Origin of the sequence: Nostoc sp. S13 (assembly GCF_029379315.1) — a bacterium.
Lineage (GTDB): Bacteria > Cyanobacteriota > Cyanobacteriia > Cyanobacteriales > Nostocaceae > Nostoc.
The window spans coordinates 129943-144658 of sequence record NZ_JAQYWQ010000004.1; the positions used below are offsets into that span (position 1 = coordinate 129943).

General features: G+C 41.3%; 10 protein-coding genes. 6 read left to right on the top strand and 4 right to left on the bottom strand.

Going from position 1 to position 14716, the window contains the following annotated elements:
• Positions 1-34: 34 nt before the first annotated feature.
• A complete protein-coding gene (locus PUQ00_RS02550; RefSeq protein ID WP_300412845.1) occupies positions 35-2509 on the bottom strand; it encodes a dynamin-like GTPase family protein in 2475 nt (824 codons plus the stop codon).
• 106 nt (positions 2510-2615) lie between these two features.
• The gene (locus PUQ00_RS02555) at positions 2616-2741 is read right to left on the bottom strand and encodes a hypothetical protein (protein ID WP_300412847.1); all 126 of its coding nucleotides are present in this window, start codon (positions 2739-2741) and stop codon (positions 2616-2618) included.
• Positions 2742-4808: 2067 nt separating this feature from the next.
• On the opposite strand from PUQ00_RS02555, the gene PUQ00_RS02560 reads away from it, so the two are divergent.
• The 6 genes from PUQ00_RS02560 to PUQ00_RS02585 all read left to right on the top strand — a co-directional run bounded on the left by PUQ00_RS02560 (position 4809) and on the right by PUQ00_RS02585 (position 11805).
• Positions 4809-6038, top strand: a complete 1230-nt coding sequence (locus PUQ00_RS02560) for a sedoheptulose 7-phosphate cyclase (RefSeq protein ID WP_300412848.1) — start codon at positions 4809-4811, stop codon at positions 6036-6038.
• A 4-nt stretch (positions 6039-6042) separates the two neighbouring features.
• On the top strand, positions 6043-6876 hold the full coding sequence (locus tag PUQ00_RS02565) for a class I SAM-dependent methyltransferase (RefSeq protein WP_300412850.1): 834 nt from the start codon (positions 6043-6045) through the stop codon (positions 6874-6876).
• A 272-nt stretch (positions 6877-7148) separates the two neighbouring features.
• Positions 7149-8177: a D-alanine--D-alanine ligase gene (locus PUQ00_RS02570; RefSeq protein ID WP_300412852.1), complete on the top strand. Its 1029-nt coding sequence runs from the start codon at positions 7149-7151 to the stop codon at positions 8175-8177.
• Positions 8178-8229: 52 nt separating this feature from the next.
• Positions 8230-9609, top strand: a complete 1380-nt coding sequence (locus PUQ00_RS02575; protein ID WP_300412854.1) for an ATP-grasp enzyme — start codon at positions 8230-8232, stop codon at positions 9607-9609.
• 117 nt (positions 9610-9726) lie between these two features.
• Positions 9727-11058 (top strand): ATP-grasp domain-containing protein, encoded by a 1332-nt coding sequence (locus PUQ00_RS02580; RefSeq protein WP_300412856.1) that lies wholly within the window; start codon positions 9727-9729, stop codon positions 11056-11058.
• A gap of 156 nt (positions 11059-11214) precedes the next feature.
• Positions 11215-11805 (top strand): flavodoxin family protein, encoded by a 591-nt coding sequence (locus tag PUQ00_RS02585; RefSeq protein WP_300412858.1) that lies wholly within the window; start codon positions 11215-11217, stop codon positions 11803-11805.
• Between the two features lie 208 nt (positions 11806-12013).
• On the opposite strand, the gene PUQ00_RS02590 is transcribed toward PUQ00_RS02585, so the two are convergent.
• Both PUQ00_RS02590 and sppA read right to left on the bottom strand, forming a co-directional pair.
• Positions 12014-12418 (bottom strand): response regulator, encoded by a 405-nt coding sequence (locus PUQ00_RS02590; RefSeq protein ID WP_300412872.1) that lies wholly within the window; start codon positions 12416-12418, stop codon positions 12014-12016.
• A 389-nt stretch (positions 12419-12807) separates the two neighbouring features.
• The gene (sppA, locus tag PUQ00_RS02595) at positions 12808-14643 is read right to left on the bottom strand and encodes a signal peptide peptidase SppA (protein WP_300412860.1); all 1836 of its coding nucleotides are present in this window, start codon (positions 14641-14643) and stop codon (positions 12808-12810) included.
• Between the last annotated feature and the right edge of the window lie 73 nt (positions 14644-14716).

A 14716-nucleotide genomic window follows, 5' to 3' on the forward strand; every position in this document is an offset into this window, starting at 1 on the left:
GATTTCTCATAGCGGTTTTCATTTGGGTGCAAGACTAAACCTCTACAACTTCATCAACTAACCCATCTGAAATCACAAATCCATTAGTAGCAAATTTGCCATTAGCGTCTAATAAACCAGGCGTAGCATAATCTGCATTAGCAATTACAGGCAAAAGATGGTCATATAATTGCATTGACTGCAAACAACTATTAATACTAGAAGCTGCTGAATTATATGCTTCAATATTTTCTTCAACAACACTCAATAATCGCCGATTATTCGCAATTTTTTCTTCAGCTTCTTGTTCCAATGTTTTCTCTAAATAAGCACGCGCCTGTGGGTATTGCTGCAAAATTTCATCCGCTTGCTGATCTGCCATTGGTAACAACTGAGTTTTAAGGATTTGGTTGATGGTTTGACGGAAAGATTTACGAATAGTTTGGGAAACTTTTGGCTCAAAATCTAACTTCAATAACTGCCTAATTGCTGGCTCTGCTTCTACGATACTTTCAGCGTCGTAACCTTGAGAAGTTTGTGATAAAGTCTGGCGAAATTGATATATAGAAAAAGTGCCTTCATCATAAAATCTCGGACTTTCTCGCACAAAGCGATCGCACTCTACGCTAGCTGCACTCATCAGTGTTTGAGTAACTCCTTTTTCTAAAATTCTGAGCTGTTGTTTAATTCCGCCATCATGATCTAATAAACGATACAACTGGCGATAATATTCTGACTTGCCAATCTTTTCAATCAATCGCTGGAAATAATTCGTAACTACTTGCTGAGAAGATTCAATCAAAATATCTTCTAATTGATTTGCTAAGTAATAAAATGCCTCTACTAAAATAGCAATTAAAGGCGCGGTAGCGTTGCGAGGATGGCTGATAGTTGCACGTCGATAAGCATCAGCTACAGAAAAACTATCTAGTAACTCATCTAGACGGCGAATCAGTCGTGATTGTAATTGCTTAAAATCTGCTTCAAAAGCATCACAGGAATTATTAATTATTTGGTTAACTTCTTCTGTGATATGCTCACTAAATTCTCTCCCAATTTGCTGAAGTTGCTGATTTAGGCGTTGCAATTCTTGCGCCTTCATAGTCTCAATTTCTTGCGGCTGACTATCTAAATTACGTTGTACACTCTGATAATGTTTCTTCAGTTTAATACAAACATCTTTCAAGTCATCAGCAAGATTTTTAAACAGTTGTGGACGTTTTTCTTCAGCAAGATAGCGAGTAATAGCTCTGCGAAATTCCTCAGTACCACTATCTTGAATTAGCTTTTCTATAAGTTCATTTCCCCAATCTCCCAGAATCCGCACATAATTTTCATTTGGGGTTTCAAAGCCGTTAACAGAGACACGGAATTTAGTGGAAGACAGCTTTCCTGAATTTACACAGTAGTTGTTAAACGCATAGACATATTGTGGTGTTTCTTCTTTACCATTTAAACCTTTAATATTTTCTGCAAAAACAGAATCTAAACCAAATCTATCTCGTTGACTTGTCTGTTTAATTTGACTACCGTAAAAGCCTAATAATCCACTCGTTTTATAAACCTTGTTTGAATTACGAAATTGCCCACTAATTAAATCATCTAATCTTTGCCGTAGTTCAGTATTATACCAGGTTTCATCGATCCGATTGAAGATATAGAAAACGCGATCGCGTACTCCCCCATTCTGCCGCATTAATTCCAAAAGTTCTGTTTCTTCTTTTGTCATGTCACCCGCCGAAGCAGGTTTTAGTACACATACCACCGCCGAAGTATCAGAATTTTGAATTTTTGCATAAGTTAGCTGTGCATCTTTCTGTACTGGTGCATCTATACCAGGGGTGTCAATAATTACATTACCATCTTGTAGCAGAGGATGATTACAGTAATATTCTATCCGCTTCAATACTGCACTATTACTACCACGACGGGCATATCCAGCAGCTTCCTTGAGGTTAAAAAAGTTAAATTGCTCCATCGAATATGTAGCATTATTAACGGTGTTGATGCGATCGCGGTTTGCTATATATCCCTCTAGCAACAACATTAACGCCTTCGCCTGTTTTGCACGTTCTGATTTACTCTCACCACCCTCCTGCTGAATAATAACTTCAGAATCTTGACTTAGCAAGTTAATTACATCAGCTTGGTTAATATTAGGTACTGTCTTAAATCCTAGCTGCTGACACAAATAAACTGCTTGTTCCCGAATCTCTGCTTCACTTAAAAACGTCAAAACAACACGTTCTTTATTTAGTTCTGCATACTCAATTCTGCATTCTGTACCTGTAGCGTGTCCCTCTGCGCTGTAGAGTAATTCTCTCTCCAATAGTGCATTGATTAGCATTGATTTACCGGCACTAAACGCACCCGCAAACACAATCTCAAACTTTGGAGAAATTGCCTTACTTAAGGAAGTTTGTATAGGTATAATATCTTGGGAACGTAGCGCTGGTTCTTGGTGTAAAAGTTGTAATATCGACTCAACCTGCTCTTTCAAATTTTGGCACTGAAGCGGTAAATCTGACATATTTAGCACCCTGACAATATTTATGTATATATTATTAATATTTATTGTCTTGATGGTTCAGTATAATTATTTAGATACTTGATGCAGTTTAGCTGCTGGATATCACCTAACCGACAAATATCATGTCCGCTAAATTGTCCATAATGAAAAACTCCACCCACAAGGGGATAGAGTTTTTGGGCATGGGGAATGGGGCATAGGGCATGGGGAAGAAGTTACCTGTTTGGCCCATGCCCTATGCCCCAAGGGTTGGGGCGACTATCCCTCTCCACCCACGTTCGCGCAGCGTCCCGTAGGGAGGGGATGGAGTTTCCCGCCGCTTTCAATAAAAGAACCTCACCGAATTTTAGACTTTCCTGCCGAACGCTACGCGTAGCTTGCTTCTGTGTTTACGGAGCGTCTCGTAGAGAAGGAGTAGGGCGTGAGCGCTCAGTCGAACGTAGGACTTACGCATTGACAGACATAACCAAATGTGGATTACCTCTCGTTACAAGGCTCTGCCTTGTAATGCTCTTGTGGGAGGGCTGCTGCCTCCTGTCAAACTGGGAGGCAGCAGCCCTCCGAGTCACACTTCGACTTCGCTCAGTGCGGAGACCTCAGTCGAACGCTTTTAAATTTTGGAAAATAATATCAGGTACGGAATTAACTTTTGGAATCAACAGTAGAACAGTGCGATCGTAATTTTGATTTCCGATCCCTTTTTGCGGTGAGTGTACTTTTGATATGATGAACTTCATGCAGATGGGAACCGCTATAAGGAATTGTTATGTATCCTGTATCTGCTGGTTAAAGGATTGGGAAACAGTATCATAGACTACAAAATTTTAGCGATCGCTCTTCTCTTAAAAACTTTTTGGTTTACTGATTCTGTTTACCTTGTTTTTTTCGTTCTTACGGTTATGTGTTGAGCCACATTTAGGACACTGCATAAGAATTGACCTTAATTCCTACTGCTATTATGCAACGCTGCATTTTATTATTGGTAAATACCTAGAACATTCCTGATGTATAAAATATCTATCTTTAGACAGAGTTTTTTTTAATGCTTGTTAGCCATTACACTTCGCATGGTGGATTGATTTAAATGTATTTACATATGTTATGATTCGTATTATTCTAATGTTATGATTTGTATTGTATTTCTAAGTTACCAACTAGTAGATTTTTTGCTGGTTGAAGCTAAAACAGCTTAAGTTAGGAGTATAAAGGCAATTCAAGCAAACTTAGAAATTTTTAACATACACAACTGTTCCTTAAGAAAATTAAAGTTTTGTTACTAGTAACTCAGATATTATATTTAAAATCTGAATTTTCAGACGTTACCGAGGTATGTGTGTTGAATACTGAGCAGTAAGTTGACTAAACGAGGAATTGTACTGGCATTCTGAATAGAATGTAGTGAGTCATGTTTGTTTTTAGCCATTTTATGGTTTGAGACTAATGCTAAAAAACAGCTAGGTGAGGATTAATCATGCCTGTAATCTCAAATTTCAGCCTGGAGATCGACAATATGAGTAGTTTCCTAACATAAGAGTTTTGCAAAATCGAGCGGACGGAAAGTTGCTAGAGACAAATATAGTGGAGTTAATAAAAATTCAGATAAACTTCCTAAAAGTCCAGTGTCATTCTGAACTAAATAGAATAGACTTATCCGGAAATGAGAACTTTATTTGGCTGAAACCTAGCTCTGGAGAGGGTTTTAGAGGTTCCTGTTTTATATAAGCTAAAAAGCCAGCTATGTAAGGGTTTCAGCTATTTTGAGGTTTATTTGTGGATAAGTCTAATGTAACGAGTTTAGCGATATAAGGTTTGATAGTAATGCTAAAAAACAGCGAGCTAAGGGTTAATCAGGGTTCTAATCTCAAATTAAAGCTTGGAGATATACAATACGATCATTTATTCAGGACAGAATTTTTACGAAATCGAACAATCGGAAAGCCACTAAAGTTAAACATAGTGGAATAAATCTGAATTCAGATGAATTTTCCTCTAATTGTCAAAAATCCTGAAAGAAAGAGTGCAAGTGTTATGGCAAAATATTGCTAGTGGGACTAGTTGACTAGTTTGGAGGCAATCCTAAATTAGAGATTAACCACCTACAAAATTCACTCCAATGAACGGTGTTTTTTAATAACATCGCCAGTCAGTAATACAAATAAGCTTTTAATAAAAAAGCTTATTTCATGGTGCCTTTAATCTCAAACGAGAAAGAGCATTAGTTATTGCTAGCAGACATTAGGGTCAATCGGAATTATTACCGAAATCTCACAATTTTTTAATTTGGAATAGGGCAACAGATATGAATAAGGTTCAAGCATCGTTTGAAGCTACGGAAGCTGCGTTTCACGTCCAAGGTTATGAAAAAATCGATTTTAGTCTTGTCTATGTGAACGGTGCATTTGATATTAAAAACAGAGAAATAGCAGATAGCTATGCCAAATTTGGTCGCTGTCTGACTGTAATTGATGCCAATGTCCATGAGCTTTATGGTGAGCAGATCAGGTCATATTTTAGACACTATGACATTGAACTTACAGTATTTTCCATCATCATTACAGAGCCAGCTAAAACCCTTGCAAGTTTTGAAAAAATTATTGACGCTTTTTCGGACTTTGGCTTAGTTCGTAAGGAACCAGTGTTAGTCGTCGGTGGTGGTTTAATTACTGATGTGGCTGGATTTGCTTGCGCTGCTTATCGTCGCAAGAGCAACTACATTCGCATTCCTACCACGTTGATTGGTTTAATTGATGCAGGTGTAGCCATTAAGGTTGCAGTTAATCATCGCAAGGAAAAAAATCGCTTGGGGGCATATCATGCACCTTTGAAAGTGATCCTGGATTTCTCATTTTTGAAAACCTTGCCAACGGCTCAAGTTCGTAATGGGATGGCAGAGTTAGTGAAAATTGCTGTAGTTTCTAACTCTGAAGTCTTTGAATTGCTATACGAATATGGCGAAGAACTTCTTTCCACTCACTTTGGACATGTGAATGGTACACCGGAAATTAAAGAGATTGCCCATAAACTCAACTACGAAGCCATTAAAACCATGCTGGAGTTAGAAACTCCTAACTTGCATGAAATAGACCTTGATCGCGTCATTGCTTACGGTCACACTTGGAGTCCTACCCTAGAATTAGCGCCTCACATACCCCTATATCATGGTCACGCGGTGAATATAGATATGGCTTTGTCTGCAACCATTGCAGCACAACGGGGCTATATTCCAACTCAAGAGCGCGATCGCATCCTAGACTTGATGAATCGTATAGGTTTATCACTCGATCATCCTCTGCTAGATGGGGATTTGCTGTGGAATGCTACCCAATCTATAAGCTTGACACGAGATGGTAAACAACGCGCAGCCATGCCCCGGCCTATTGGTGAGTGCTTCTTTGCCAATGATTTGACTCGTGAAGAACTTGATGCTGCCTTAGCTGAACATAAAGGTCTTTGTGCTAGATACCCTCGTGGTGGGGAAGGGATTGACGCCTACATTGAAAGTCAAGAAGCCAAGCTATTGGGGGTATGAAGAGATGACCAGTGTTGTGGGACTCAAAACAGCTAGACCGATAACGCCACATAGCATCTTAGTAGCCCAGCTACAGAAAACCCTCAAATTAGCACAAGAGAGTAACATTCCCGTAGAGATATTAGATTCTCTGCGGCAGGGAGTTGAATTAGCGGCGGGTTTAGATCCCTACTTGGATGATTACACTACCCCGGAATCGAGCGCATTAACAGCATTGGCGCAAAAAACCAGCAAGGAAGACTGGAGCAAACGCTTCAGTGATGGTGAAACAGTACGCCAACTAGAAGAGGAGATGCTCTCAGGACATCTTGAAGGACAGACATTGAAAATGTTTGTTCACATCACCAAGGCAAAGCGCATTCTAGAAGTAGGAATGTTCACAGGGTATTCAGCCTTAGCAATGGCAGAAGCATTACCAAGTGATGGGCAACTCATAGGTTGCGAAGTAGATCCCTATGTCGCTCAATTTGCTATTCGTTGCTTTGGTGAGTCTCCCCACGGCAACAAAATCGTTGTGGAAGTAGCACCTGCACTAGAGACACTCCACAAGCTGGCTGCGAGAAAAGAAGTATTTGATTTTATCTTCATAGATGCGGATAAAAAAGAGTATGTAGAGTACTTCCAGACCATTTTGGATAGTAACTTACTGACTCCCGACGGGTTAATCTGCGTGGATAATACTTTGTTGCAGGGACAAGTTTATCTACCACCAGAACAACGCACCGCCAACGGTGAAGCGATCGCTCAGTTCAATCGCGTTGTCGCCACCGATCCTCGTGTAGAGCAAGTTCTGTTACCCATACGAGATGGTGTTACCCTGATTAGACGCGTTGTGTAATCGAGAGATCAGGGAGATAGTCATTAGTCATTAGTCATTGGTACTAATGACTTCGATTTCCTCACGGCGATGAAAACATCGCCGTGGGATGAATTAATTTCTTTATCTCTGTTTTAGTTTATCTGTCGCCAAGTCTTTTAAAATTACAGATTTTCAACAAGTTATCAATTTCGATTTTAATCAATCAAGCCGCAAATATACTGAAAAAAGTATTTCTTACGACTCCGTTCGCCGTTTAAATTTAACCATAACAGTACTTAGGAAGATGAATCATGCCAGTACTCCGTATCCTTCATTTAGTTGGGTCTGCATACAATGATTTTTACTGTGAGTTGTCACGCAATTACGCCCAAAGCTGTCTGATAGCTACGGCAAATCCATCACTCTATGACTTTCTGATTGCATACATCACACCTGATCGCCAGTGGCGATTTCCTTCCTCTCTCAGTCCTGAAGATATTGTTGTAGCCAAACCGATGACTCTATTAGATGCCATAGAGTTTATAACAACGCAAAACATTGACCTGATGTTGCCACAAATGTTTTGTATCCCGGGAATGACTCACTATCGGGCACTATTCGACCTGCTGAAGATCCCTTACATAGGCAATACTCCGGATGTCATGGCAATAACGGCCCACAAAGCCAGAACCAAAGCAATTGTCGCAGCAGCAGGGGTGAAAGTGCCTTTTGGAGAACTGCTTCGCCAGGGAGACGTTCCGACAATTACACCTCCAGTAGTCATCAAACCCGCAAATGCTGACAACTCTTTAGGGGTGTCCTTAGTTAAAGAGGCTAGTGAGTATGACGCTGCCCTGAAGAAAGCATTTGAATTTGCAGATGAGGTGATCGTAGAAACATTCATTGAAGCCGGTCGAGAAGTCAGATGCGGCGCTATTGTCAAAGATGGGGAGCTAATCGGTTTACCCCTTGAAGAATATCAGATAGACCCCCAAGTGAGACCGATCCGCGGCTATACTGACAAATTCAAAATACCAATCGAGGGCGACTTGGATTCAACTGCTAAAAATTATGTCCCAGGTTGGATTGTAGATATTAATGACCCGATCACCCAAAAGGTTCAGCAAGAAGTTAAGAAGTGTCATTTGGCTTTGGGCTGTCGCCATTATAGTTTATTTGACTTCCGGATCGACCCACAGGGACAACCTTGGTTTTTAGAAGCCGGGTTATTTTGTATTTTTGACCACAAAGCGGTGATTGCCTGTACAGCGAACGCGGTGGGAATTCCTTTAAATGAGTTATTTATGACGGCGATCAATGAAGCGTTGGGCATGATCTGATGTCGGGTAAATCACCAGCCACAGATTGCACTATCATGTCACAATTACAAGTATGAGAAAGCAGATTTTTGCAATGTTCCAAAACTTGGGCACTCTTGCATTACTGGCGATCGCATTTCCCTTTAACTGCACCGTCGTACTCGCATCGCTGCTCTGGAATTTTTTCAGCCGTTCCTATGCCAAGCAAGTGGTTTTGAACGATAATCCTAAAAATATCTTGATCGGTGGTGGTAGAATGACTAAAACCCTTCAGCTAGCACGATCATTTCACGCTGCTGGGCATCGAGTCATTTTATTTGATCTCGACAAATACTGGTTCAGTGGTTATCGATTTACTAACTCTGTGGCTGGCTTTTACACAGTTCCTGACTCGCAAGAAGACTTAGAAGGCTATACTCAAGCCGTGCGGGCGATCGCCAAAAAAGAAAACATAGATTTTTTTGTCCCGGTAGGCATTTTTGCTGCCAGCTACTTTGATTCCGAGCGCAAACCAGTGTTATCAGGCTATTGCGAGAATTTCCACTTCGATGCTGATACAATGAAGATGCTAGATAACAAGTTTACCTTTGCAGAAAAAGCACGCTCACTCTCGCTATCTGTCCCGAAAACCTTCTTAATTACAGATTCAGAACAAGTTCTTAAATTCGACTTTGCCAACGAAAAGCACAAATATATTCTCAAAAGTATTGTCTATGACTCTGTTTTACGCTTGGATCTAACTAAGCTACCAATGGAGTCTTACGAAAAAATGGCGCTTCATCTTAAAAGTAAGCCAATTAGTAAAGATAACCCTTGGATATTGCAAGAGTTTATTCCTGGAACCGAATACTGTACTCACAGTACAGTGAGAAACGGTGAATTAACAGTACACTGCTGCTGCAAATCATCTGCTTTTCAAGTCAATTACGAAAACATTGATCACCCAGAAATTCAGGAGTGGGTGAGTCATTTTGTCAAAGAATTACAACTGACTGGACAAATTTCTTTTGACTTTATTCAGGCGGAAGATGGAACAATTTATGCGATCGAGTGCAACGCTCGCACTCACTCTGCAATTACAATGTATTACAACCATCCAGATTTAGCGGATGCCTATCTCAATCAACAGCTTCAGGCTGAACCTCTGCAACCCCTGAGTAATAGTAAGCCTACTTATTGGCTTTATCACGAACTTTGGAGACTTAATGAAATTAGATCGTTAAAGCAGTTGCAAAAGTGGTTTAAAAATATTTGGCGAGGAAAGGATGCAATCTTTGAAGTTAACGACCCACTACCGTTCTTAATGGTACATCACTGGCACATTCCTTTACTATTACTCGATAGTTTACGCTCCTTAAGAACTTGGGTGAGGATTGATTTTTGCATCGGTAAACTTATCCAGTTTGGAGAAGATATAAAATATAAAACCTCTACCTCTGCAACCCCTAAGTGATAGTAAGCCTTATTGGCTTGAACAGGAACTTTAGAGACTTAATCAAATAAGCTCGTTAAAGCAGTTGCAATCATTAGTTTAAAAGTATTGGGCGAGGAAAATGTCACAATTATAATTATGAGAAAGCATATTTTTGTAGTGTTCCAAAACTTGGGCACTCTTGTATTATTGGCGATCGCATTTCCCTTAAACTGCATCATCGTCTTAACGTCGCTACTGTGGAGCTTTCTTAAGCAACCATTCAGTAACTCAATTATTGTTAACCCCAATTCCAAAAATATCTTGATCGCTGGCGCGAGAATGACTAAAACCCTTCAGCTAGCGCGTTCATTTCATGCTGCTGGGCATCGGGTGATTATAATTGATATTGACAAATTCTGGTTAAGTGGTAATAAATATTCTAACTCTGTTGCAGGTTTTTATACTGTTCCCGATCCCAGCAAAGACTTAGAAGGATACATTGAAACTCTACACGCGATCGCCAAAACAGAAAAGATCGACTTTTTTATCCCGGTAGCCATTTTTTCCGTCATCCACTATGACTCTCAAGGTCAGCCACCATTACCAGACTATGTAGAGTTTTTCCACTTCGATGCTGATGTCACCAAGAGCCTAGATGACAAGTTTGCCTTTGCCGAAACAGCGCGATCATTCGGTTTATCTGTCCCCAAATCCTTCAAAATTACCGATCCCGAACAAGTCCTCAATTTCGACTTTTCTAAGGAGAAGTGCAAATACATTCTTAAAAGTATCCCTTACGATCAAGTGCGTCGCTTAAATCTCACTAAGCTACCTTGCGAAACACAATTAGAAACAGCAGCATTTGTCAAGAGTCTGCCCATCAGTGAGGAGAAGCCCTGGATTATGCAGGAATTCATCCCTGGAAAGGAATACTGCACTCACACTACCGCACGAGATGGAGAGTCAAGAATGTACTGCTGTTGTGAGTCATCCGCCTTTCAAGTCAACTACGAAAACGTTGATCAGCGAGAAATTATGCAATGGGCGAGTCATTTTACCAAAGAACTGGGAAAAACCGGGCAACTTTCCTTTGACTTCATCCAGGCAGAAGACGGAACTGTTTACGCGATTGAGTGTAACCCCCGTACTCACTCCGCCATTACTATGTTTTACAATCACCCAGGAGTAGCGGATGCCTATCTTGGTAAAGAGCCTCTGGCTGAATCTTTGCAGCCTCTTGGTGATAGTAAGCCAACCTATTGGCTGTACCACGAAGTTTGGCGGCTGAATGAGATTAGATCGTTTAAGCAACTGCAAACCTGGGTAAGAAACATCAGGCGGGGGAAAGAAGCAATTTTTGAGGTGAGTGATCCCTTACCGTTCCTGATAGTACATCACTGGCAGATTCCCTTACTGATTCTCGACAATTTACGAAGACTCAAAGGTTGGATAAGAATAGATTTTAATATGGGTGAGCTTATAGAGTGATACCAATCCGCATTCTCAAGTGTATAGTTGAGCATGGAACTCGGCAACTATTAGTAGCCCATGTTGGACTTTAAGATTGACTACTTTACTTTATGAGTCAGTATTCCCTATGATATTTCTCGTTCAGTTCCAGTCAAAAATCTGACCTTAGTTACTATGCCTACTGTTGCGATTATCTATTTTTCTGGTGCAGGTCATACTCATCTTATGGCTCAAGCTATTGCTGAAGGTGCAAACAAAGTTGAAGACACCACTGTTGAACTGCTACGGATTACTGGAGAGCAGATTATCAATGGTCGTTGGAAGAATGATCATGTAATTGAAACCCTCAATCAAGCTGATGCAATTGTTTTTGGCTCTCCTACCTATATGGGTGGTGTTGCGGCTCAGTTCAAGGCATTTATTGATGCCGCTAGCGAAGTTTGGTTCCGACACGGATGGAAAGACAAAATCGCTGCGGGTTTTACCCACTCTAGCTCCCCTAGTGGTGACAAGCAAGGAACGCTCTTATACTTAGCTACCAACGCAGCCCAACACGGCATGATTTGGGTAAATGTCGGCGACTTGCAAAGCTTCTTATCTGGTAAAGATGATGGGGTAAATCGACTAGGAGGATTTCTAGGTGTAATGGGTCAAAGCCAACTCGACATCAGCGGCAAGGAACCAGTGCTAGATTCCGGTGATTACCTTACTTCACTAAGCTTTGGACAACGTATTGCAGAGGCAACTAAACGTTGGGTTAAGTAGCTTTTGACACTCATAAGCTGAGATATATTTAATTTTTGAAGCTGAAAACTTCACAGCAAGGTTTTTAGGCTTCAAAAAGTACAATTTAGATGCGCGATAGCTTATTAGGTTATGGCATCCTTGGATATGACAAAAAATTCTTTTCCAGTGAAAGTTACACCTATAGTGCGATATTTGTGTTGACGTTGGCATCAAGTGTTCTTCATAATTACCAATTACAAGAAGCAACCAAACTAGCCACTATCTCAACTAGTTCTTCTGGAGCAATCGGTTTAGATACATGAGTGTCAAAGCCAGCTTTTAAGGCACGGATACGAGCCTCATTATCAGTATAGGCTGTTAAAGCAATAGCCGGGACTCGTCCACCATTCTTTGGGTTGAGCGAACGGATTTTGTAGATGAAAGTGTAGCCATCCTCCCCAGGCAACCCGATATCAGAAATTAAAACATCGGGTTGCAATTCGGATAATACTTGGCGTGCCGCGGCTGCTGAGATTACTGCTATAACTTTTGCTCCATCCATTTCCAAAACAGTAGTGAGAAAAAACCGAGTATCATCATCATCCTCAACTACCAGGATATCTAAACCAGCAAGAGTTCCAGAAGATTGCATAATAAATGACATTTTAGCGATCGCCAATTTGAGTTGATGAAGCAATCGGCTCAGATAGCTCAATACAGCACGAGGAAGTGTTGTAGATCCAGATTCTCTGTATCGTGCCTTTGCAAATGGTCAAATCGCTGCTGCGGCTATGTTACACAGCCAGAAGTGATCCCCACCCATAGCCCATTGTCTACCCTAGATAATCTGATTATTGCACCTCATATCGACACTGCTAGCCGTTAAACGCGCTCAAAAATGGCAACAATGGCGATCGCGAACTCACAAAGTTCAAAATCATTGGATTGGCAATCTCGTAATCTGACTTTTCCCGTTATCTTTTTCCCGAAGAGCGATATCTACGATGTGAATTCCTCCGCACTAATATTTAGAAAAAGCATCTACTCAATCTTTAAGTTGAATGGCAAGCGGGCATAAACCCCCTGTGGATCGTTCATCTTTTGCAGAATCCCTACTTCCTGTTGCAATTTCTGGAATTCATCGGTGAGGGGATTCGCTGATTTGAGTTGCGTTTTCTCAATTCCTAAAGCAGTCCGCACCTCTTCAGTTCCACGTCCAAAAAAGCGTTCTCCGAAGTTGTTAGTGCGAGGATATTCTTGAACTTCCCAATCTTCTCCTAGTTTCGCCTGGTTGGCAGCATAGGCGATCGCAGTCTTCAAACCGCCAATTTCATCCACCAAACCAATTTCCTTGGCCGCCACACCCGACCAAACCCGTCCTTGGGCAATTTCTGCCACTTTTTGTCCTGGCAGTTTCCGACCTTGAGAAACTTTATTCAGAAACATATTATAAATGCGGTTAACACTGCGCTGATAAAGTACCAACTCTTGAGGCGATTTCGGACGCGAAACTGTTTGACTATCAGCATAGCGTGCGGTTTTCACCGAATCCCAAGTAATGCCATTATCAGTGGCGAGCTTTTGCCCATTAAATAGCATCCCAAACACCCCTATCGAGCCTGTAATGGTATTTGGTTCGGCAAAAATGCGGTTAGAGTCGCTAGCAATCCAATAACCACCAGAGGCGGCCACATCACCCATTGAGACTACAACTGGTTTCGCCTCACGAGTTAATTTCACTTCTCGCTGCATGACTTCGGCTGCGGTTGCGCTACCACCAGGACTATTAATCCGTAATACAACAGCCTTTACATCCTTATCTTGTCGCAGTTTGTTGAAGATTTTCGCAAAGCGATCGCCTCCTACTTGCCCATCTTCTCCTTTACCATCGACAATCTCGCCCTCAGCATAAACCACGGCAATTTTATTTTTGGAGTTACGTTCTACACCTAAAGAATTGCCAGAAACTTGTGCGTAACTATTCAGGCTAATTTGTCGGAATGTTTTATCTTTTTTATCGCTATCTGTCAACTTTTTGAGGTCACTCACCACTTCATCGGGGTATGCTACTCGATCAACTAAACCGTTGGTTTTCGCTTCTGTGGCTTCCAGTAGCACCTGATTATCTGCGATCGCCTGCAACTGGTTAGGCTCAATTTTCCGACTTGCGCCTACAGCAGTGCGCCACTCTCCCCAAACATCATCCAACAATTTCTGAGTTTGTTCGCGGTTTTCTGGACTTAACTTTGTCAGGATAAACGGTTCAACTGCTCCCTTAAATTTCCCTACTCGCACGACTTGAACACCAATACCATATTTCTGCAAAGCTCCCGCAAAGAACATCGGTTGTGAACTCAAACCGTTGACTTCCATCATTCCCAGAGGATTAACTATAATGGAATCTGCCACTGAACAAAGGTAATATTCCTTTTTACTCCAATCACTGCCATAGGCGACAATCTTTTTCCCAGCAGCGCGAAACTCCTCCAGCGCTTTCCGAATTTCTTTCAGGGAGGCATAGCCGACGTTACTAACTTGGCTTGTGCTACTTGCATCCAGATAGATCCCGACAATTCGCGGATCGCGCCGCGCCTTTTCCAAAGTTTCCACAACTTTGCGGAGTGCCATTCTATCGTCATCCACACCTGATATTGTGCTTTGAAACAGTTCGCCGGAACTAGGTTCGCTATCAGTAATTTTCGTTGACAAGTCAAAAACCAGTACTGACTTATCTTTCACGTTTGGCCCACTATCTTTAGAGGAGGTAGCAGCCAATATCAGCAAAAACAGTCCAGTGGTTCCCAGACCACCGAAAATAATTAGTCCTAGTAATGTGCCAATTAAACTAGCAAAAGTTTGTTTGATAAAATTACGCATTAGTTATTAGTTATTAGTTATTGGGCATTGGGCATTGGGCATTGGGCATTGGGCATTGGGCATTGGGCATTGG

What these genes read in the sequence shown, in the direction of transcription:
- PUQ00_RS02590 (WP_300412872.1), bottom strand. Translation starts at nt 12,418, where the DNA reads ATGCAATCTTCTGGAACTCTTGCTGGTTTAGATATCCTGGTAGTTGAG.
- PUQ00_RS02565 (WP_300412850.1), top strand. Translation starts at nt 6,043, where the DNA reads ATGACCAGTGTTGTGGGACTCAAAACAGCTAGACCGATAACGCCACAT.
- PUQ00_RS02585 (WP_300412858.1), top strand. Translation starts at nt 11,215, where the DNA reads ATGCCTACTGTTGCGATTATCTATTTTTCTGGTGCAGGTCATACTCAT.
- PUQ00_RS02555 (WP_300412847.1), bottom strand. Translation starts at nt 2,741, where the DNA reads ATGGGCCAAACAGGTAACTTCTTCCCCATGCCCTATGCCCCATTCCCC.
- PUQ00_RS02550 (WP_300412845.1), bottom strand. Translation starts at nt 2,509, where the DNA reads ATGTCAGATTTACCGCTTCAGTGCCAAAATTTGAAAGAGCAGGTTGAG.
- PUQ00_RS02570 (WP_300412852.1), top strand. Translation starts at nt 7,149, where the DNA reads ATGCCAGTACTCCGTATCCTTCATTTAGTTGGGTCTGCATACAATGAT.
- sppA (WP_300412860.1), bottom strand. Translation starts at nt 14,643, where the DNA reads ATGCGTAATTTTATCAAACAAACTTTTGCTAGTTTAATTGGCACATTA.
- PUQ00_RS02580 (WP_300412856.1), top strand. Translation starts at nt 9,727, where the DNA reads ATGAGAAAGCATATTTTTGTAGTGTTCCAAAACTTGGGCACTCTTGTA.
- PUQ00_RS02575 (WP_300412854.1), top strand. Translation starts at nt 8,230, where the DNA reads ATGAGAAAGCAGATTTTTGCAATGTTCCAAAACTTGGGCACTCTTGCA.
- PUQ00_RS02560 (WP_300412848.1), top strand. Translation starts at nt 4,809, where the DNA reads ATGAATAAGGTTCAAGCATCGTTTGAAGCTACGGAAGCTGCGTTTCAC.